The sequence below is a fragment of the Microcoleus sp. MON1_C1 genome (assembly GCF_036701945.1).
Lineage (GTDB): Bacteria > Cyanobacteriota > Cyanobacteriia > Cyanobacteriales > Microcoleaceae > Microcoleus.
Map to the genome: position 1 here is coordinate 194,783 of NZ_JAUBRO010000002.1, position 20,501 is coordinate 215,283.

Genomic DNA, 20,501 nt, shown 5'->3' on the forward strand with positions numbered 1-20,501 from the left:
TTCAGTCATTAAGAACGTACTCACCGTCGGGCGTGGTTGCGATATAAGTCGCGAGTTATAAGTTGCAAGTTATGAGTTAGATTTCTGATTGAAAACTCTACTCTACTCGCAACCCACAACTCTCTCGCTGTTCCCCTACTGGCAAAGTCGAAATTGTGCTATATCAGCAGGAATTCTTGAAGCATTAGGTACGTTTGCAGAGGCAGGAACGAAGATTCCCAGGCCGTAACTGCAACCCTCTGCAGTCGTGCATTCGCCGGGTTTAGCACTGATTTGATATTCGCCTTGGGATGGGGGAGTAAAAGAGATTGACGCCAGTTCGCCTGTTTTTTGACTGACAGCGACTTCCTGACCGCTTGCATCCTTGAGAGCTAGCTTTAAATCCTGGCAATTTCCGTCGCAAGTGGCAACAAAAACATACTCCACATTAGGATGCAACGTCGCTCTAAAAGGAGATGAAACTTGCTTGCGAACTTGGCCCAGCAACGGCACAAATACTAATTTTTGACCGTTGCCTTTCCGCTGGTCAACTTCTGTTTTCAAGCGACAAATAACCGTTTTTTGGTTGTCGGTCAGTTCTTGAGCAATCGCATTTCCTACAATTGCAGTACCGAGGATCAGCGCAAGACCGGAAATAACCAGATGTTTGAAATTCATTGATGTCCCTTAAAGTTAATTTTGGGTGATTGCAATAGACCGCTTTTGTCAGCAGTCTATTAGTTTATCTGGAGCCTATCACATTTGTTGACTTTTCCGAAAAAACAGGTCGGAGAAAAGTGCGATCGAACTCAAGTCTGGTTTTAGATGAATCTGGCGTCAGCTATCGCCGAAACTCCACAGATTGCAGACCGTAGGAGCAGAACCTCGTCCTGATTGTATTGTACTAAATTAGGACGATCGCCATCAGTATCTAGAAACCCGGTTTCTGGGCGGATGCCTCGCAGCTCAACCTACGATTTATAGTAGAGACCGGGTTTAACAAGACCTGAATCTGTCCAAGACTGTAAATCTCTGATACAGGTTCCCAGATTCCCTGTCAACAACATAATACAAATTTAAAAAAGTCTTGCTACCATCCTCAATCTTATACCAATTATTAAAATTCAAAGCGAACCGTAAGGACACGGCAATGCCGTGTCCCTACTCAATATCCCTCCGTTAAATCCGTTAAATCCCTTCTACAATCCATTGCCTAACTTCCTTCTTCCGATCATTTATCACTGTTCCGAAATTTCCACGCAGGAACAAACTTAGAATCTCCCCAAACGCCGCGACGCTTTTTCTTAGCTTCGGCTTCCGCTTGTTCCAAAACACTGGCACTCGGACAGTTTTTCAAGTAAGGACGGTAAACCATTGCTAATCCTTCGCGGATCAAAACTTCTTGGGCAAATGTGCCGTTTGGCAAACGAACTTCGCTAACTTTGCGGCCGTAGCGGTCAGTATCGGTGACGGTCAAGACAACGCGACCCCCCCCTTCTTTGACTAGCTGCTGCATTCTTTGGTGCGCTAGATTTCCCCACTTAAATTGATTTTTTTTTGCTGCTGCTTTGCTATTTTTCTCAGCATTTGTGTGCGCGACTTCCGGTGCATCTACACAGGCAAAACGCACTTTTATATCTTTCCCGGCGCTATCGCTGGCGACAAGGGTGTCGCCGTCGCTGACTCGCTTGACAGCATAGTTGTTGGGCGCTAACTTTTGTGGACACCCGAATAGTAACAATAGCAAAGCAACTGCACTTAAGGTTTTTATTTTGGGGAAAATGGCGATTTTAATTTGGTTCATATTTCTGTGTTTTATTTAGTTTCCATCCAATTTTGGCCAGCGTGGATGTCAACTATCAGCGGTACGCTAAGTGGCAGAGCATTTTCCATCGCAGTTCTAATTTTAGGTTGCAATTCTTCCCATTCATCGGGAGGGACTTCAAAGATTAATTCATCGTGAACTTGCAGCAGCAGCCGCGCCTGATAGTTTTGCAAAATTTTGTGTACCTCAATCATGGCAAGTTTAATGATATCAGCACTAGAGCCTTGAATGGGAGCGTTGGCTGCGGCCCGCAAAGATTGGGCGTCATCTCTGCTGACAGATTTAAGTCTATCCGAGTGAATGTCTTGGGGATTGCGGCCTTTTAAGTCGAGGAGGCTTTCGCTCTCGAATTTTAAATAGCGGCGGCGGCCTAGAATTGTGGTAACGTATCCGAGGGCGATCGCCTCTTTTTTTACTTTCTCCAAAAATTCAAAAACCTTAATGTAACGCTCGTTAAATCGCTTAATAAACTCTTTGCCGTCTGCTGAAGTTTTGCCCATCGAGCGCCCAAACTTAATCGCCCCCATACCGTAAATTACCCCAAAATTAATCGTTTTGCCAAACCGTCTTTCGTCCGGCGTTACTTCCTCTTTTTCAAACAGCAGTTGAGCTGTTACGGTATGCACATCTCGGTTATTTTGATAAGCTTCAATTAACACAGGTTCTTGACTCAAGTGAGCCAAAATTCGCAGTTCAATTTGAGAATAGTCAGCCGACACCATCAGCCAACCTGACTCCGGTAAAAAAGCTTTGCGAATTTGCCGCGAAAACTCGGTACGGATGGGAATATTTTGTAAATTTGGATTAGAAGAAGAAAGCCTTCCCGTACCAGTTGCAGTTTGGTTGAAATCTGTATGTACTCGTCCGGTATCCGCACGCACTAACTGCGGCAAAGCATCGACATAAGTTGATTTCAACTTGGATAATGTTCGGTGTTCTAATAAATCGTCTACAATCGGGTGGTCTCCTTGCAATTTATCCAATACAGCGGCGTCTGTAGAGTATCCCGTCTTCGTTTTGCGAGACTTTTTCTGAAACTCATCCGGGATTTTTTCTAACAATATTTCGCTGAGTTGTTTCGGGGAACCTAAATTAAACTTTCTCCCCGCTGCTTGATAAGTCTTTTCTTCTATTTCTTTTAAGCTCTTTTCTAGCTGTTGGGATAGTTCTTGCAGGTAAGCTGAATCAATGCGAATTCCGCAGAATTCCATTTCTGCTAAAACTGGTTCTAGGGGCTGTTCTACTTCCAGCAGCAACTTGTGCAAAGATTTATCTGGAAAGTTATGTTCGTCAGCTTTATCTAATTCAGTTCTCAGTTTACCTACTAACTGAAATGTGGTGTGAACATCCATGCCGCAGTAATCGGCTACTTCTCGAATGCTAATGTCAGCAATTGTTTTGTTTTTCGGCACTAATTCATTGTAAGTTTTGCCAACAATTTTTAAGTAGTGCCTTGACAATTCGCTGAGGCTGTGGCTGGTTTCGGGATTGAGTACGTAACTGGCTAGCATGGTGTCGAAGACGACTCCGGCTAGTTTGATTCCCTGACAGCGCAGGATCGATCGATCGAACTTAGCATTTTGCAGCGCTTTCGGATAATTCTCGCTTTCCAAAATCGGACGCAAAGCATTTAAAACTGTGGCTTTATCCAAGTTTTTGCCCGTTTTGTGTCCTGTGGGAATGTAAGCAACATCCTCTTCGCCTGTTCCCCAACAGCAGCCAATTCCGACTAATTCGGCGTCTCGCGGTTCGATGGCGGTGGTTTCGGTATCCCACGCCACGGGTGAGGCTTTGTCGGTGAAGGTTTGCAGCAGTTGGACTAATTCGTTTAACTGTTCGGTTGTTTGAATAATTCTGGGTTTAATTGGCAGTTTGTTTTCCTGCTGGGCGGCTAGGGTTTCTGCGGGACTAAAAAACCACAACGCATCGTCTTCTGAACTTTCAGAAGTTGCAGGTGACTTATCTATTGTGGGGTGGGCATCTTGCCCGCCCTTGGCAACAGGCAAGATGCCTGTTCCACTGTCGGCAACAGGCAAGATGCCTGTTCCACTGTCCATTGAATTGATTGTGGGGTGGGCATCTTGCCCGCCCTTTGCCAATGGTTCTTCTACACCGCCGAACCGTTTTTGAATTTGTTTTACTTTGCTTAAAAATGTCTTAAATTCTAATTTTTCCAGCATCGGGATCAAGGCTGCTTCATCAAAACCTTTGAGCTGGCAATTTTCTAAGTCTACTTCCAAGGGCACGTCTTGGACAATTGTCGCCATGCGTTGAGAATGATAAGCAGCTTCTTTGCCTTCTTCTAGCTTTTTCTTAGTTGCTCCTTTAATTTCGTCGATGGCTGCATAAATGCCGTCGAGGGAATTGTAAGCTTCCAGCAATTGCAGGGCGGTTTTGTCGCCGATGCCTTTAACTCCGGGGATGTTGTCGGATTTGTCGCCGCAGAGGGCTTTGTAATCTACTACTTGTTCTGGCAAAATGCCGAGTTTTTCTTTGACTGCTTCCGGGCCGTATTCTTGGGATTTGCCTTTGCCCGATCGCCTGAGTTCATCCGTACTCAAATACAATACGCCGATTTGTTTTTCGGTGTCTACTAATTGAAACAAATCTCGATCGCCCGTGAGGATTTTGACCTGATAACCGGCCGCGCTGGCTTTGTTTGCCAAAGTTCCCAATACATCGTCCGCCTCAAAACCGGGAGCAGTTATTGCAGGTAAATTCAAATAGGTGAGCAATTCTTGCAGGTTTTTGATATCCGGCTTAAAATCTTCCGGTGTTTCGGCTCGACCGGCTTTGTAGGTGTCGTCTGCTTCGTGGCGAAATGTGGGTGTGGCGAGGTCAAAGGCGATCGCCATGTACTGGGGGTCGTGGGCCGCCATAACTTCCAGCAGCGACTTGAGAAAGCCAAAACAGACGCTGGTGGGAATGCCCGTCGTAGTTCGCAAACCCCCATCTCGACTTTTGGCAAAGGCGAAGTAGGAGCGAAAGGCCAGGGAGTGACCGTCAACTAAGATGAAGATGGGAGCTTGATTTGCCGACACAGACACAAATACCGATCGCACGAAAGGATTTTCTCATTGTACTCAGTTGTCAGTCGGCATTGATCGACCGGAAGGATGGCCGAGAGACTTGAGAACGGTTGACAGTTGATGGGGTCTCGGCTTACTGTGCAGCTTGGCTGAGAATAGTAGAAGATGTTAAGTGGGATTCCCTACCGGATAGCTTCGCTTCACGCGAATTTACAAACACCTGCAGATCGAAGCCTATGGCTGACATTAATCGATGCTACGAAATCCTCGAAATTGAGCCTGGAGCTTCCTTAGAAGAAATTAAGCGCGCTTACAGGGATTTAGCGTTTGTGTGGCATCCCGATCGGTTTGCCAACAATGACCGCCTGCAACAAAAAGCTCACCAAAGATTAACAGAAATTAATGAAGCTTACCAGCAGTTGGTGTTGTTTCTGAGTCAGCCTGAATCATCGGGGTCGATCGAAAAACAGTTTCCGCAGCCACCGCCGCCTGCGCCGGAAAAGCCGCTGAGAAGGCCTTCTCGAAAATCAGTGGCTAGGCCTGGTTCCCAGCGCAGTCAAACCCGCCCAAAAACCGCCTCCAAAAAATTTCAAACTCAAAAGAACTCTTCAAGCAAGAAACGATTTACCACTCACAGCCGTCAAGCGTGGCGGGGCAGAAAGCAACCAGGGCGAAGCGTTGCGAGGGAAGCACGGCCATCTCAACACTATCGAAAGCTTACCTCGAAAAGGAAAAAAGAATTTTCAACTCAATACTCAAAACCGCGAAGCGCGCCGAGGGAAGTGCGGCCATCTCAACACTATTCAAGCTTCCCTTGGTGGCCGCTGGCAATCGCCGTGGCGAGTTACGCTTTGACCGGTTGGATTTTGACGAGATCAGCCGCCCCGCTGTGGATGTGGGCTTTAATTTGTGGTGCCGATTGGCTGTGGGCCGCGATTTTGCTGGCGGAGGGTTCGGCAACGCCTAGAGTGTGGCTGGCAGCGTTAGTTTTAGCTGGGGCGGTGGGGGGGTCGATCGCCGGTTTTCAGGCGGGAGGAATGGAAACAGGGGCTGCTTGGGGCGCCGTTGGGGCTGGTTTGGGGGCGATCGCCAGTTCCGAGGCGGAGTCGCGGGCTGTGGCTGCTGTTTTGGGTGTAGGGGGAGTGGTGACAGTGGTGGGATTGATGGCGGGAACAGATTCTGGGAATTGGGTTAAGGTGTTGGCGGCGGCCGTGTGTTGGGCGATTGTCGGCTTGACGTGCGGGCTGGCGGCGGAAGTAGGTGGGAATTCTGACGGCCCCGTCGGGCTCGGAGGTGCGATCGGGCTGGGGATTGGGGCGTGGGCTGGGGTGTGGGCTGGGGCGGGTTCGGGGGCGATCGTCCAAGCTTTCGCTATCGCCGGGTCTAAGACTGTTTATGGGGCTTGGGCTGCGATCGGCATTATTGCTGGAGTTGTGGCGCGGATGGTAGCTGCAGAAAGGTTGAGCCACAACGGCAGCGGGCTTTATACGTTTATCCTGTTGGTGGCTACTTCGGGTTTCGGGCTGTGGCTGGGACGGTTGGTTGGGCGAGCGGATCTTTTGAATTAATCATTAGTCATCAGTAATTAGGGAAAATTACCCATTACCCATTACCCATTATCCTATTTTATAGAAACTGCCAAGACGATTAGGAGTTTCTTGTTTGCTGAAACCTGAGTTTAAAGTTGCTGCTTCCTTCTTCCTGCAGCATAACTCCCAGCACTTATCGCTTTTGAGCAGCGCTTCAAACTCAGCCCTTGGCAAAGGCTGGCTGAAAAAATAACCTTGAATTTCGTCGCACTCGCGATCGCACAAAAAATCTAGTTCCTGCTCATTTTCTACCCCCTCAGCAACCACCCTCATGTTCATGCAGTGTGCCATTTGAATAATAGCTACTGTAATCGCTGCATTTTGGCGATCGTCTGCAATATCCCGAATAAAACTCTTGTCAATTTTTATCGCATCAAATGGAAAGCGTTTTGGATAACTCAAAGAAGAATATCCCGTCCCAAAATCATCAATTGCTATCCTAATCCCCAGATCCCTCCACACCGTAAAAGCTTTAGCTGCTGCAATTTCGTCTTGCAAAACCAGACTTTCCGTCAGTTCTAATTCCAAATACTTGGGATCGAGACCAGTTTCTGTTAATATCTCCCTGACTCTTTCCGTGAAATTTTTGCGCTCGAATTGACGGGCTGACACGTTAACTGCCACTCGCAGGGGCGGCAAACCTGCTCTTTGCCATGTTTGAGCTTGCCTGCAAGCAGTCTCTAATACCCATTCGCCCAACGGTGCAATCAAGCCCATTTCTTCAGCCATTGGAATAAATTCCCCCGGGGAAACTCGCCCCCGTTCTGGATGATTCCAGCGCACCAAAGCTTCAGCACCAATCATTTTACCTGTTTTAATTTCAATTTGCGGCTGATAGTATACTTCAAATTCTGAACTTTTTAAAGCATGGCGCAGGGAAGTTTCTTGAAGAAGTGTATTGATGAAATAACTGGCATTTTTTGCACTGTAAAAATGATAAGTGTTACCGCCTTCTAGCTGAGATTGATACATTGCTATATAAGCATTTTTCAGCATTTCATCTCCGTCGATGCCGTCCCCTGGATACAAGCAGATCCCCATACTAGCTGTGACATAGACTTCGCAATCTTTGACAATCATGCCTTGGGATACAATATCTAAAATGTTTTGAGCAATGTTAGCCACATCCTGTTTTTCTTCAACAGGTTTGAAAATCAGCGCAAATTCGGCAGCTTCCAAACGAGCAACAATATCAATGTTTTCCATGCAGTTACTTAGCCGCTGGGCGATGGTACAAAGCACAGAGTCGCCGATATCGTGTCCCAAGGTACTGTTAATGCGGTTGATTTTATCTAAGCTAAGCGTGACAAGCGGAACGACTCCTGACAATTCTTTTTGACCATCTAATATTCGGCTTAACTTTTCTCGCAACAATGAACGATTCGGCAGATTGGTCAAGCTATCATACTGATGTCGGTAGAGGGCGAGTTGAATAGTTGTGTGCAAGTTTTTTTCTTCAAATGGCTTGACAATATAGCCGAAGGGTTTTGTACTATTGACTCGTCGCAAAGTATTTTCATCGGCATAAGCTGTCAGATAAACTACTGGAATTTGAAATCGCGAACGAATTTCTTCGGCTGCGGTAATACCGTCTATTTCTCCTTGCAAGTTAACATCCATCAAAACTAAATCGGGTCGGAATTTGGCTGCCGATTCAATCGCTTCTTCTCCCGAATAGACCATACCAGTTATTCTATATCCTAGAGAGATTAAACTGTCGGAAATGTCTTCCGCAACGATGCTCTCGTCTTCAACTATCAGAATTTTTTTGTTAGACACTAAATTCTCTCCTATGAGTGTATGTGGGTTGGGGAAAGGTTATTTTAAAATTCGTGCCCGCAGTGTCTAAGAGTTCTATTTTGCCCCGGATTTGCTTGACTAAAGACCCGACCAGTCGCAAACCCAAAGTTCGGGCTTTTCGATAATCTAAGTCTTGAGGAAAACCAATTCCGCTGTCGCTCACGCTTAGGACGAAAAATAGGTTTTTATTTAAATAAAAATCTATGTTGATTTTACCTTTTATTTTTCCTTTAAAAGCATATTTAAGGGCATTTGTCACAAGTTCGTTAATAATTAAGCCGCAAGGAACGGCCGTATCAATATTGAGAAAACACGGCATAATATTTGTTTCTAACTTAACGCATTCTGCATGAATTTCATAAGCTTGGAATAAATTGTGGGCGAGATTTTGGATATATTCAGCAAAGTCAATTTTTGACAAGTCTTTGGATTGATACAATTGTTCGTGAACCAGAGCCATTGAGCTGACTCGGTTTTGGCTTTCTTTTAACATTTCGCTAACGCGGCTGTCTTGGATGTAGCGGGACTGAAGTTTGAGCAAACTGGAAATAACTTGGAGGTTGTTTTTGACGCGGTGGTGAATTTCTTTGAGTAGAACTTCTTTTTCTGCAAGGGATGCTTTGATGCCATCCTCGTCGCGCTTGCGATCTGTAATGTCCCGCACTACTGCTTGAATTACTTTTTTCCCGTTAATTTCCATTGCATTTAACAGCACTTCAGCGGGAAATTCTGAACCGTCTAACCGTTTGTGTAACCAGTCAAAGCGACAGCTACCTGTTTTCATTGCTGTCGATATTCTCTGTGCTGCTAGACTGGATGAGTCTTGTCCACTCGGCTGAAATTGCGGCGAAAATTGGCTTAATTTTTTACCGTAAAACTGTTCTTTCTTACTGCACGCAAAGAGGGTTAGGGTGGCGTGGTTGCAGTCAAAAACTTCGTCTTCTTCCAGCAGCATTACTGCGTCGCTGGTCGCTTCGTAAAGGCTGCGGAATTTGCGTTCCGACTCTTGCAAAGAAGCGATTAATTGGGTTTTTTGAGCTTCGGCGCATTTGCGGTCGGTAATGTCTATCCCTACTGAAACTGCTGCGGTTCCCTGATGATATTTCTGAGCTACTATCAAATAGTTGCGGACGGAACCGTTAATTTCTATTTCTATTTCTTGCCAGGTTTGCTGAGATGAACTGTTAAAAAAGTTTCGGATCAGTTCTCCAAAAGTCGAGCCTTTGTCGAGAAAGTTGATTTCTTGACCTACAAAGGTTTCAGGAGACAGGTTGAACGAGGTTGCTAAGTGCTGGTTGACTCCAATATACCGCAAATCTGAACTGATCCAAGAAATCAGTCCGGGCACGGCATCCAACACGGCCCGAAGTTGGTCTGTAGCTTCTTTGAGTGCTTCTTCCGATCGCTTGCGATCGCTAATATCTGTCGCCGTTCCGCACAAGCCTAAAATAGCGCCGTTTTCCGCTTGGTTGACGATGCTGTTGACGCGCAGGTAGACGGGAGTACCGTCTTTGCGAATGTGTACTGTTTCGTAAGGAGAATTAGCGATTTGTGACTGAATTTTAGTTCTCGCTAAAAGTTGTGCACATATTTCTATTGGTCTAGTTTTTTGCTCGGGAACTAAAAAATCGGTGAAGCTGCGTCCGATCATTTCTGGCGGTTCGTAACCGTAGATGCGTTTGGCGGCGGAATTGACAAAAGTCAAGAAACCTTCAATATCGATCGACCAAATCAATTCTTCGGAAGTTTCGAGGAGGTTGCGGTACTTTTTTTCGCTTTCGGCAAGTGCTGCATTGAAGACTGCCGTCTGCTGCTGAACTCTCTCTTCTAATTCTTGATTTGCCGTTTCCAGAGTTGCGATCGACTGCTCGCGCTCGGTAATTTCTGTAGAAACACCGACTGCCCCAACCACTCCGCCGTTTCCATCTCGCAGCGCTGCCGATCGAATTTCGTGAATAAAATGCCTCTCTCGGACGTTCCAAGTACGATCGTTTCCTGCTAATACCTCGGCAATATTTTCTAAGATATCTGGCTGGCTGCTGTAAACTTCAAAAATCGATAGCCCGACAGTTGCACCTGGTTTGAGTCCCAAATTTTCTAATCCTTTCCCTGCTGCAAGAGTTAACTTGCCTTCTCTGTCGGTTGCCCACAGGAAAATTGGGGCACAACTGACAGCGGCGTGAAGGGTTTCGTTGGCTTGTTTGAGCCGATCGATTTCTGCGTGAAGCAGATCCTGGGTGGTGTTTAATTCTACCGTTAGTCGATCGGCTTTTTGCTGCCAACTGGCAGCAGTATCGCACATTTCTGCGAAATCGCGGGAACGACAGATGGATTGGTTGCAGTGTGACATGGTTACTCTAGGGCGCACTGTATATTTAACCCTAGCCTATCTTTTAAGCATAAACTTTTTAAGTGAAATATTACAATTAGCAGGAATACTCATCCGACCAAGATGCGATAATATTAAAGGTACTTTAAAGGATTCAGAAATTGCGGCTCACTCAGGCCTTTGGGCGACAGTTTACAAATTTATAGTAAGCTGAATAATGCCTCCCCGTCGGTATTTTTACGGTAAGTATTTGTATTAGTGCAAAAACAAGTTCCGCAATCCTCGGCTTGCACAAGAACTGGGATTGTAAATTTATTATATTTGTTTGCGTAGATTCACGCACCGAGGCATCGGGAATCTGGAATTTGTAAATATAGCCAGCGCCTGAATGGTTAGGAGGTACTTAATTTGTGAAAATCATGAGGTCGATGCCCTCTTCTTTCTGCCTTCTGCCTTCTGCCCTATTCCCTATTCCCTATTTCTTGCATCCGCTACATCCGTTACAGAATCCGTTGCCGAACTTCCTTCTTTCTTCAATTAACTCCCCAAATTTTGACAGTTTTGTCTATACTGCCGCTGATAATAGTTTCACCATCGCTGCTAAAAGTAAGACAAGTAACAGAGTTTTGATGTCCGCTGAGAGTGTGAATATTTTCGCCGGTACTGGCATTCCAAAATTTGATCTTACCATCCGCACTAGCACTGACAACAGTGCCTCCGTCGGGACTAAAGAGGATCGCATTTATTGAGTTAAAATGCCCGACCAAAGTGATTGAACTATCTGGATTCGATAGCTGTCGCAGTTGAATGTTTCTGTCCCAGCCACCAGTAGCCAAAGTCTGCCCGTCTGGACTGAAAGCCAGACAATTAGCATAACCTTTAATTGTTTGGGAGCATTCTCTGCTGCGGAGGTTCCACAGTTTAATTGTACCGTCAGAACTGCTGCTAGCGAGAGTTTGTGCGATCGGGCTAAAAGCAAGACTAACAATACCTGCTTTATGAGCTCCCCAAGTTAAAAGATTGCCAAAAGTACAGATTAACTTTCCCGTCTCTAAATTCCAAATTTTGATAGTAGTATCTGCCGAACCGGTGGCGATAACTTGACTGTCGGGACTGACGACAATTGCGCTAATTTCCGCTTCATGTCCGAGGGAAGTATGCCGCAATTCTCCTCCCTGCCAAATTTCGATCGCGCGGTGTTTTGGAGTATTTCTGCTCCTCACAAACACTTCACTTTCTTGGCAAAGCACAAAAGTTTCTTGAGCGCGGGGATACTTGTCAACAGTATAGAGTATTTCTCCTGTCTCTACATCGCAAATTCTAATTATTTTCCCGTGCAAACTCGCCGTGTTATATCCTCCGGGACTAATCGCAACATTTGTCCCAGTTTTGACCGTGCGGATGCAGTCAAAAAGCTTGTAAGGCACGAAGTCTTTTAAAGCTTGGCGCACTAGAGGTTCTGTCCTCGATCGCAAAATTAAATAAGCAACTCGCTGCACTTCTGCTGCGGGGTCAAGCAGCGCCTCAATTGCTAAATTTAAACCAGCGCCTCCGTATTTAGGAGCATCTTTAACGGCGGCAATCCGCGACTCGATACTAGGGCTGTTGAAGCGCTGCTTGACCCCGGCAATGCCTCCCAAAACTGCGCCGGCGATCGGGATTTGACTTTGGCCGCCGAGGACGGCATCATATTCTCTAGGTTGGTTAGGATTGTCGGCCATCATATCATTTTAGATTTTAGATTGGGGATTTTAGATTGGGGATTTTAGATTGAAGAATTGGATGAGTAAAAAAATCGAACTCACGCACGGATAAATCGGGGCAATTGTTATCGGATACTATGTTGTGATTTTCTGAACATATGAATCCGGGGGCTTGTAACCGGGCTGCTTTCGCTGACGTTCAAACCGCGTTTAAGATCGCAAATTCTAACTTGTTGACTGTTGCTGTTTATGCTATTATAATCAAATCAGCGTTTTACACAAAAATCCGAAAGTGATATGTCACACTTCACAACTATCAAGGTTCAGATCAAGAACGGCGAACTGCTGCATCAAGTGTTGGAAGAGTTGGGTTATCAAGTAGAGTCCAATGTGCAGGTACGGGGTTATCGGGGTGACAAAATTAATGCCGAGTACGTGATTCGGCAATCCAATGGTTACGATTTGGGTTTTCGCCGCAGCGGAGAGGATTACGAATTGGTAGCGGATTTTTGGGGCGCTCGAATTAATCAGCAGGAATTTATCAATTCAATTAGTCAAAAATACGCGCGCAAAAGTTTGATGGCGGCGGTGCAGTCAGAGGGTTTTCATGTTGAAGAAGAGGAAACTTTGGCAGATGGAACGCTGAGAGTTGTAGTGGGTAGATGGGTTTAAAACTCGCCCTGGAGTAACTCGTTTTTACCTATCAAGAGGAATCACCATGTGGCGATCGGCGATCGTACTAATCATCCTTGCCCTTGTAGTTGGCATTGTTGGCGCGATCGCCCTTGGAGCATACCGCTGGGATCTGAGTACCAAGGAACTGCGAGCCAATCTGGAAGCTGCACGCTTACCAATTAAACCTCTCACATTTGATGCGCGGGAAATCGCCGATTTACCCCAGCCAGTGCAGCGCTACTTTCGCGCGGTGCTGAAGGATGGACAACCGCTAATTGTAGCAGCGCGGGTTTCCCACGAAGGCACGTTTAACATGAGCGAAATCGCAGAAAAATGGAGCGCCTTCACCTCAACTCAACTGGTAATTACTCAGCGCCCTGGCTTTGACTGGGACGGCCAAATTGCCATGATGCCCGGTATCAATGCGTTCGTTCATGATGCCTACATTTCTGGGGAAGGCATCCTCTATGCGGCGCTGCTTGGCCTGGTGACTCTGGCGGATATGCGGGGCACTCCAGAAGCTGCACAAGGGGAACTGATGCGCTTTTTCGCGGAGGCTGCTTGGTATCCGACGAGACTGCTGCCGAGTCAGGGTGTTCGCTGGGAGGCGATCGACAATTCTTCTGCCAGAGCAACGCTACAGGATGGCGACACCGCTGTTTCCCTGGATTTCCGCTTTGATGAAGCAGGGGTAATCGCCAGTATCCGCGCCGAGGCCCGCGCGCGTACAGTTAAGGGGGGGCTGGTGTTTGCGCCCTGGCAAGGCCGTTTCTGGGACTACGAATTGCGAGACGGTATGCGGATTCCGTTCTCCGGTGAGGTGGCGTGGCAACTGCCTGATGGCTCGCTATTGCCCTACTGGCGCGGCCGCATCACGAATATTGCCTATGAGTTTGCACGATGATTCTAGTTTGTGTTGTAGGGTGCGTCTGAGTCTGAGATTTTCTCCTTTGTAGGGGCAATCCCCCCGTGGTGGCCCCGGTTTCAACCGCCTCCTTCATCAAGAGGGTAACTTTCCCAAAAACCCCTACCTCAAAAACAACTTATACGCCGGATTTTGACTCTCATCCCCATACTGATAGCCCAGCGTATCCAAAAAAGCCTGCCACTCTTTCATCTCATCGGGCGGTACTTGAATTCCCACCACAATTCGCCCGTAATCAGCCCCGTTATTCCGATAGTGAAAAACGCTGATATTCCAGTTAGGACTCATCGAACTCACAAACTTCATCAACGCACCCGGACGTTCGGGAAATTCAAAGCGATAAAACAATTCGTGATGTGCCAGCATCGAACGCCCGCCCACCATATGCCGCACGTGCAATTTCGTTAATTCATCATCAGTTAAATCCAAAGTCTTGAAGCCACAATCTTCAAAACTTGCGGCTATCTTCACCGCATCGGCACGGTTTTGAATTTGTACACCGATAAAAATATGTGCCTCTTTTTCATCCGCAATTCGATAGCTAAATTCTGTTAAATTGCGTTTTCCCAGACATTCGCAAAACCTGCGGAGACTTCCCGGTTGTTCGGGAATGGTGACTGCAAAAATGGCTTCGCGGCGTTCGCCAAACTCTGCTCTTTCTGCTACAAAACGCAGCCGATCGAAATTCATGTTCGCGCCGCACGCAACAGCAATTAATGTTTCTCCTGCGATTTGTTCCCGTTCGGCGTAAGCTTTCGCACCTGCGATCGCCAAAGCGCCTGCAGGTTCTAAGATCGATCGCGTATCTTCAAAAACATCCTTAATCGCCGCGCAAACATCATCCGTATCCACCAAAATAATCTCATCCACATACTCCTGACATAAGCGAAAAGTTTCCTCCCCCACTTCCCGCACAGCAACGCCGTCAGCAAATAAACCCACCTGCGACAAACGCACCCGTTTACCCGCTTTCAGCGATTGATTCATTGCATCGGAATCCACCGGTTCGACGCCGATAATCTTAATTTCCGGCCGCAACCGCTTGACATAGGCCCCAATTCCCGAAATCAATCCGCCGCCACCAATTGCCACAAAAATCGCGTGAATTGGTTTTTGATGTTGCCGCAGAATTTCCATGCCGATCGTACCCTGTCCAGCAATCACGTAGGGGTCATCAAAAGGGTGAATAAAAGTCATACCTTTTTCCGCCTCTAATTGGCGCGCAAAGGCGTAGGCATCATCGTAAGCGTCCCCATGCAAGACTACCTCTCCACCACGGGCTATCACCGCATTTACCTTCACCTGCGGCGTCGTTACGGGCATGACTATGATCGCGCGAGTTCCCAGGTGACGGGCGGCGAGGGCGACTCCTTGGGCGTGGTTGCCGGCGGAAGCTGCAATGACACCTTGTGCTAGCAAATCCGGCGACAGTTGCGCCATTTTGTTGTACGCACCGCGCAGTTTGAAGGAAAACACCGACTGCATATCCTCTCGCTTCAGCAAAAGTTTATTGTTGAGTCGTGCTGATAGATTGGGGGCTACTTCTAGGGCTGTTTCTTGAGCAACATCGTAGACGCGGGCGGTGAGGATTTGTACCAGGTAATCGCAAAGCATGGGGTTAGCAGGTTGGTTGATGCCGGATGGTGGGATAATTGTACGGCACTTGTGTTAGTATTTTGCGGGGAATTGGCGATCGCAGTTCGCAGTTAACGAAAGATTTAGTCAACTTGGTTTGATTTAGTTACATAAATAGTCAATCCTTTTCTGGCATCCCGATCGAACTTTAAGCCTACTTCTTCCTCCGAGGTTATTTCCACATGATTGTGGGAAATATCATTAAGCTGAATACTCTCAACTTTAGCAGCGTAGCAGTACGACAATTCATCATTAACTAAAACCAGAAAAACACGTTCTTCTACAGTTAAGGTAACTTCCTGAACTTTGGCTACGCCTGCTTGTGGCTTTGGGAACCACTCAGTAATTTTTCCAATCTCCCTTACCAGCCCTCGATCGCTCTGGAGTAAAATTATATTGTAGGTGACTAGATTGGCAAGGGATTTACATAAAGCCTCAACAAAATCAGCTAAGTCCAACAGTTCTTGAGTCCCCAAAATCTCATCTGTAGAGCCGTGTGCTGCTTTATTTCGATAGTCAACCAGTTGTTTGAGTTCTCCTTCAGCCGTATTTTGACTGCCGCGAACTTCCTCTACAAAATATTTAATTTCTTTGTGGTTAATTATCCATTTCCATGGCTCCTTAATCCCAGCATTTTTCAAAACTGTTTCTAGCACTTCCTTCCGTAAATTTCCCTCGTGCAATAAGAAAGCATCAGGAAGTAGTTCGTATTTTCCAGTGTCAGTAATTCCCCAGGATAATCCTTGCACTACTTTCTCAACTGAAAGGTGTTGAAACCTATTCTTTTTGATGTCAATCAATAAACGCCCTATACCCTCTCGATGGGTATTTTGGATTTCTACTCTCAAATCTGAATAACGTGGAACCAAATCGGGCATCCGTCGCAGCCAATCCGAAATTAAATCCTCAACGAAGCGCTCGTAAATAGCATACAATCGGGTTACAACAGCAGAGCGATCGTAAATTTCCCACTCCTTTTCGCTAGGAATTACCTCTATTAATGCGGCAAATTCAAGATTTTCTGCCAACTTCTGTTTATTTAAACTGTCTCGAAATACGATTCTTCTAAGTCGATGGTTACTCTTGATTATCGCACGAACCGTTGAAATTTTGACACTAGCTTTCTCGATCAGCTCCTCAAACATCGCAAGTTATTCTCCGATAACTTGCGAAAGCATTTCGTCAAATATCCCGAGCCGCTCCTGAATCTCTGCTTTACTTGTTCCACCTCCTGTCAAAAAACGAGCTTCCGGTTTGTTAAAGAGGTTTTTTGTTTCTTCAATAACTCGATTTTGCAATTTTTTAGAAAAAAATTTATGGGCATCAGGTAATAGCTTGCTAAAACCAAGCATAGTCACATCATAATAGGAGCGATTGGATTGTTCAGACCAAGTTTGAGATTGAGGATGGAATGGTTTAAATAAATGCTTTCCGTAAACTTTATGCGCTAATTTAATAGTTTCTGTGAAAATATCTTCCAGAAAGTTTATATCGTAATTGGTGAATTTTAAACTTTTCGTCATATATAAGTCTAAAAACTCTGGCATTTCCATGTGATAATGTTCTATATTCCTTAGGGCAAAAAAACGCAAAACTAATTCAGCATCTTCCATTTTTTCATAAATACTGTTATTCTCTAAGTCTCGGCTGTTATCGTCTGCCGGAATTCCCCAAGCTTCAGAAAATATGGGATTGCGCGCTAATTTTAGCAACAGTTTATTGAACTTTCCACCATACAAAATGTTTCTCATTTCCTGCTGGCTGAAGTTTAATCTTCCAGTATTTAGACGTTCAAAGGTTTTCTGTTTGAGGAACTTGTCTGCTTCAGGATTGGAGGTTAATTCGGCAAGAATTGCTATTGAGGATATCGAGCGTCGATCGATATTAGCCCTAATTTTTTGAGGAAGTCTGTTGTAGGTATGTCCATTTAATTCAGGCAAAATTTCCAGCTCTGTCAGTTTGAGTTTATTTTCATAAAACTCTTGAATAGCGGAGATTCGCTGCTCACCATCCAAGACTTCATAAGGTTTGAAATCTTGTTTGTACAGAATTATTGAAGGTACGGGAATATTGAGAATAAATGACTCTATCAATCGGGATTTCATCGTCGCAGTCCAGCGACCCCTTCTTTGGTAGAACGATCGCATTTCTATATAATTAGAAAGTTTTAATGATTCAACAAACCGGGGAAGCTTTTCACGGTTGATTTCGGTAACGATTGGTGTTTCTTTGAAGTCGTAGCGCTGGTATGTGTCGCGATCGAACCTGCGATGATCTGGTGTATTTGGTGGCAAACTCTTCCACATCTTTTTTTCAAATGGTGCGAGCTGCATTTCCGTAGTCTCCCTAAGCACAACTTGTTAATAATTATAGCATTTTCAGCATGAGCCGATCGACTCAAATCTAGCAAACTAGCGATCGCAAATTATCGCTGCAGAAGATCGATCGCCCTTACCCGATGATCGCAAAATCCGATTTTATGGCAAAATTAGCCTAGAATGAAATATGGAAGCTGGCGATCGGGCAAGCTGTAGCGAATGTTGCCCTCGTGAGTCCTGACTTCGTTTTTGCCGTTTACCCCGGTTATAAAATCCGGTTTTTGAGCGTATTAGTCGGTAATCCTTAATTTAGTATGTAAATTCATGAACGTACAAATTACTGATTTGCGTGCTGGCGACGAGCCAAAAATTCAACAGGTAGCTAGATTAATAGTTGAAGGTTTTAAAGAGCATTGGCCCGATGCTTGGCCCGATATAAATTCTGCTTTGCAAGAAGTGCAAGAATCTTTGGGAGCCGATCGCATCAGTCGAATTGCTGTCGGCGACAGCAATCAAGTTTTGGGATGGATTGGCGGGATTAAACAGTATGACGGTAATGTTTGGGAATTGCACCCGCTGGTAGTGGGAACAGAATTTCGCGGACAAGGAATTGGTCGATCGCTCATAGCTGATTTAGCAGCAGAAGCTAAAAACCGGGGAGGGATCGTGCTGTGGGTGGGTACCGACGACGAAGACAATCAAACAAGTCTTTCAGGCATCAATCTTTATCCTAACGTTTGGGAACACATCGCCAAAATTAGAAACTTGCGCGGTCATCCCTACGAATTTTATCAAAAAATGGGTTTTGCGATCGTGGGAGTGATGCCCGACGCCAACGGAATTGGCAAGCCAGATATTTACATGGCAAAGCGGTTGTAAAGTTTAATGTAGGTTCTAAATTTACTGACGGGTGGCTTGCCAATTCAACACTTAGCAAAATTAGTTGTTGAAAGTTTCCCGGAAAATCGGTCTAGTCTGGACGTGCGAACCCCGTTCGAGGGTCGCTAATAAACAAACCCAGAACTAACGAATCCATCACCGTATCCCAGACAGGAGTCAAACGCTCTGCATCGTCAACCCAGTAATCAAAAGTAATCAAACACTGAACATTAGAACCCAATCCAATACAGATTCGCGAATAAGCTTCCCGCTGCTCTGGAGGGTCGATAAACTTAAATTCAGTCCAAACAATGCGGGCAGTTTGCCGCTTCAATTGGATAATTTCCCCAAAAGCGATCGGATTTCGCGTATCATCTTCAACCACCTTCTGTAATAGCGGCACCAGCGGAAAATCTGCCCAGTTACCAGGTGGTAGCAAATTAAATGAAACCTCTAAACGACAATCATCATCCGGCGGCTTTTTATCCGTAAATCGGAACGAGTTAGTATCCGGTTCAAAATGCCAATCTTCCGGGACATCAAAGCGGACTGCACCTCTTCCTGCTACAAAAATTCGAGTTCCAGGCTTTGACTTCCAATTGTGGTCTTCTTTAAGCTCTAAGGTTTCCTTGAGCCATTCTTGCTTTTTGCGCTTAGACATAAACAGAACACCAAATTGCTGCTAATGTGTAGTTTTAGACCTTGCAAACACATTTTAACTCTATTTTGGTCGCCGTTTGCTCAAATATAACAATCCTTACAAAAATTATGAATTCCTCTCTTCTCTATTCCTCTCTATTCTCTGCGCCTCTGGGGTAAAAAAAAATTCCTTTCACAATTTGCTAAGTTTTATTTTTCACTCTTGGGAATCACATACCTAATTCCGCCTTTATTCCCAGCCGCATCGCCCTTGTAACGCGGGATAACATGAATAGCCGCGTGAGTGCGACTTTGACCAGCCTGTTTATTAATATTTATTCCCACATTAAACCCGTCAGGCTGAAATTCTTTACTTAACATCTCTTGTACCTTATTAGCCATAAACCAGCAAGCCGATTGCTCTCGAAACGGAAGTTCAAAATAATTGGCAACGTGACGCTTAGGGATGATTAAAACATGACCTTTGCTGGCGGGATAACCGTCAAACATCGCAAAAGCTGTTGCTGATTCAGTTAGCAAAGTTAGGTTTTTGTAAGGATTGCAGAATATGCAGTTATTAGTATAATTTCTTTGATGGTTGTAATGCACGTATTTGTAAATTTCGCAATACTCATCTAGGTGAACTGGCTTAAAGGGAAGTTTCACAATACACTGATATGTAGGTTTTTTGTGGACATAATGTTCTCGAAAGCCTTCTTTTTTGATATCCCTTCTCACCGCAAAATACGCATTCCCTCCTGGTTTCAACAGGTGCGACACTTCCATCAGGACATTAGCTTGTTCTTCAGGAAACAAAACATTCAAAACATAAAAACAAATGATTGTGTCGAATTTATCTTCGGGAAATTCCGGGAAATAATAAGGGTCATAACCCGTAATATCGAAGCCTTTTTGCTGCAACAATCTCACATCGCTGCCCAAGCCGCACCCAAAATCTAAGACTTTGCCTTGCAGCAAGTTTTTATCCAATAAAAATCTTGCCGGAAATGACAGATAAATTCTTTCGATTGCCGTCAGGTGACTGAATTTATTTTGTTGCTTTTTCATGGCGGCATAAATTTGATTTAAATAAATATTCTTCCGTCCGCGCACCATCCGGACGAGAGTTTGTGTAGTACCGATTTCAATATCCGAATGTTATCTAAAAATTTTACC

15 protein-coding genes are annotated in these 20,501 nt (G+C 45.4%); 4 read left to right on the forward strand and 11 right to left on the reverse strand.

Translation table 11 applies throughout. The features are described 5' to 3' along the window. Positions 1-135: 135 nt before the first annotated feature. The 3 genes from QUA62_RS02120 to polA all read right to left on the reverse strand — a co-directional run bounded on the left by QUA62_RS02120 (position 136) and on the right by polA (position 4,866). Positions 136-657, reverse strand: coding sequence for a hypothetical protein (locus QUA62_RS02120; RefSeq protein ID WP_333402167.1), 522 nt, complete (start codon positions 655-657; stop codon positions 136-138). A gap of 553 nt (positions 658-1,210) precedes the next feature. Further along, positions 1,211-1,783: a thermonuclease family protein gene (locus tag QUA62_RS02125; RefSeq protein WP_333402168.1), complete on the reverse strand. Its 573-nt coding sequence runs from the start codon at positions 1,781-1,783 to the stop codon at positions 1,211-1,213. Between the two features lie 11 nt (positions 1,784-1,794). Next, complete coding sequence (polA, locus tag QUA62_RS02130; protein WP_333402169.1) at positions 1,795-4,866, reverse strand: DNA polymerase I; 3,072 nt, start codon at positions 4,864-4,866, stop codon at positions 1,795-1,797. Between the two features lie 203 nt (positions 4,867-5,069). Here polA and QUA62_RS02135 point away from each other — a divergent pair, with 203 nt between their 5' ends. Beyond that, positions 5,070-6,401, forward strand: coding sequence for a J domain-containing protein (locus QUA62_RS02135; RefSeq protein ID WP_333402170.1), 1,332 nt, complete (start codon positions 5,070-5,072; stop codon positions 6,399-6,401). Between the two features lie 48 nt (positions 6,402-6,449). On the opposite strand, the gene QUA62_RS02140 is transcribed toward QUA62_RS02135, so the two are convergent. The 3 genes from QUA62_RS02140 to QUA62_RS02150 form a co-directional block, all read right to left on the reverse strand. Beyond that, on the reverse strand, positions 6,450-8,201 hold the full coding sequence (locus tag QUA62_RS02140) for an EAL domain-containing protein (RefSeq protein ID WP_333284123.1): 1,752 nt from the start codon (positions 8,199-8,201) through the stop codon (positions 6,450-6,452). Continuing rightward, the gene (locus QUA62_RS02145; RefSeq protein WP_333402171.1) at positions 8,194-10,572 is read right to left on the reverse strand and encodes a PAS domain S-box protein; all 2,379 of its coding nucleotides are present in this window, start codon (positions 10,570-10,572) and stop codon (positions 8,194-8,196) included. Before QUA62_RS02145 ends, QUA62_RS02140 begins: the two co-directional genes overlap by 8 nt. 512 nt (positions 10,573-11,084) lie before the next feature. Then, positions 11,085-12,275: a WD40 repeat domain-containing protein gene (locus QUA62_RS02150; protein ID WP_333402172.1), complete on the reverse strand. Its 1,191-nt coding sequence runs from the start codon at positions 12,273-12,275 to the stop codon at positions 11,085-11,087. A 276-nt stretch (positions 12,276-12,551) separates the two neighbouring features. On the opposite strand from QUA62_RS02150, the gene QUA62_RS02155 reads away from it, so the two are divergent. Beyond that, the gene (locus QUA62_RS02155) at positions 12,552-12,926 is read left to right on the forward strand and encodes a DUF1257 domain-containing protein (protein WP_333402173.1); all 375 of its coding nucleotides are present in this window, start codon (positions 12,552-12,554) and stop codon (positions 12,924-12,926) included. A gap of 46 nt (positions 12,927-12,972) precedes the next feature. Further along, a complete protein-coding gene (locus QUA62_RS02160; RefSeq protein WP_333402174.1) occupies positions 12,973-13,833 on the forward strand; it encodes a DUF6920 family protein in 861 nt (286 codons plus the stop codon). Positions 13,834-13,956: 123 nt separating this feature from the next. On the opposite strand, the gene ilvA is transcribed toward QUA62_RS02160, so the two are convergent. From ilvA to QUA62_RS02175, 3 genes are all read right to left on the reverse strand, one after another. Continuing rightward, positions 13,957-15,489 carry a threonine ammonia-lyase, biosynthetic gene (gene ilvA / locus QUA62_RS02165; protein WP_333402190.1) on the reverse strand — a complete coding sequence of 511 codons (1,533 nt, stop codon included), beginning with the start codon at positions 15,487-15,489 and terminating at the stop codon, positions 13,957-13,959. 83 nt (positions 15,490-15,572) lie between these two features. After that, the gene (locus QUA62_RS02170) at positions 15,573-16,517 is read right to left on the reverse strand and encodes an MAE_28990/MAE_18760 family HEPN-like nuclease (protein ID WP_445301629.1); all 945 of its coding nucleotides are present in this window, start codon (positions 16,515-16,517) and stop codon (positions 15,573-15,575) included. A 123-nt stretch (positions 16,518-16,640) separates the two neighbouring features. Beyond that, positions 16,641-17,822 carry a DUF262 domain-containing protein gene (locus QUA62_RS02175; protein WP_333402176.1) on the reverse strand — a complete coding sequence of 394 codons (1,182 nt, stop codon included), beginning with the start codon at positions 17,820-17,822 and terminating at the stop codon, positions 16,641-16,643. Between the two features lie 309 nt (positions 17,823-18,131). Here QUA62_RS02175 and QUA62_RS02180 point away from each other — a divergent pair, with 309 nt between their 5' ends. Next, positions 18,132-18,686, forward strand: a complete 555-nt coding sequence (locus tag QUA62_RS02180; protein ID WP_333402177.1) for a GNAT family N-acetyltransferase — start codon at positions 18,132-18,134, stop codon at positions 18,684-18,686. 91 nt (positions 18,687-18,777) lie between these two features. Here QUA62_RS02180 and QUA62_RS02185 read toward each other — a convergent pair whose 3' ends face one another. Together QUA62_RS02185 and QUA62_RS02190 are read right to left on the reverse strand one after the other, a co-directional pair. Then, the gene (locus tag QUA62_RS02185) at positions 18,778-19,347 is read right to left on the reverse strand and encodes a hypothetical protein (protein WP_190743067.1); all 570 of its coding nucleotides are present in this window, start codon (positions 19,345-19,347) and stop codon (positions 18,778-18,780) included. A gap of 188 nt (positions 19,348-19,535) precedes the next feature. After that, positions 19,536-20,393 carry a bifunctional class I SAM-dependent methyltransferase/HIT family protein gene (locus QUA62_RS02190; protein WP_333402178.1) on the reverse strand — a complete coding sequence of 286 codons (858 nt, stop codon included), beginning with the start codon at positions 20,391-20,393 and terminating at the stop codon, positions 19,536-19,538. Between the last annotated feature and the right edge of the window lie 108 nt (positions 20,394-20,501).

Excerpts from the sequence above, each read along its gene's own strand:
- QUA62_RS02120 (WP_333402167.1), bottom strand. The coding sequence starts at position 657 with ATGAATTTCAAACATCTGGTTATTTCCGGTCTTGCGCTGATCCTCGGT.
- QUA62_RS02125 (WP_333402168.1), bottom strand. The coding sequence starts at position 1,783 with ATGAACCAAATTAAAATCGCCATTTTCCCCAAAATAAAAACCTTAAGT.
- QUA62_RS02135 (WP_333402170.1), top strand. The coding sequence starts at position 5,070 with ATGGCTGACATTAATCGATGCTACGAAATCCTCGAAATTGAGCCTGGA.
- QUA62_RS02145 (WP_333402171.1), bottom strand. The coding sequence starts at position 10,572 with ATGTCACACTGCAACCAATCCATCTGTCGTTCCCGCGATTTCGCAGAA.
- QUA62_RS02150 (WP_333402172.1), bottom strand. The coding sequence starts at position 12,275 with ATGATGGCCGACAATCCTAACCAACCTAGAGAATATGATGCCGTCCTC.
- QUA62_RS02155 (WP_333402173.1), top strand. The coding sequence starts at position 12,552 with ATGTCACACTTCACAACTATCAAGGTTCAGATCAAGAACGGCGAACTG.
- QUA62_RS02160 (WP_333402174.1), top strand. The coding sequence starts at position 12,973 with ATGTGGCGATCGGCGATCGTACTAATCATCCTTGCCCTTGTAGTTGGC.
- QUA62_RS02175 (WP_333402176.1), bottom strand. The coding sequence starts at position 17,822 with ATGCAGCTCGCACCATTTGAAAAAAAGATGTGGAAGAGTTTGCCACCA.
- QUA62_RS02180 (WP_333402177.1), top strand. The coding sequence starts at position 18,132 with ATGAACGTACAAATTACTGATTTGCGTGCTGGCGACGAGCCAAAAATT.
- QUA62_RS02185 (WP_190743067.1), bottom strand. The coding sequence starts at position 19,347 with ATGTCTAAGCGCAAAAAGCAAGAATGGCTCAAGGAAACCTTAGAGCTT.
- QUA62_RS02190 (WP_333402178.1), bottom strand. The coding sequence starts at position 20,393 with ATGAAAAAGCAACAAAATAAATTCAGTCACCTGACGGCAATCGAAAGA.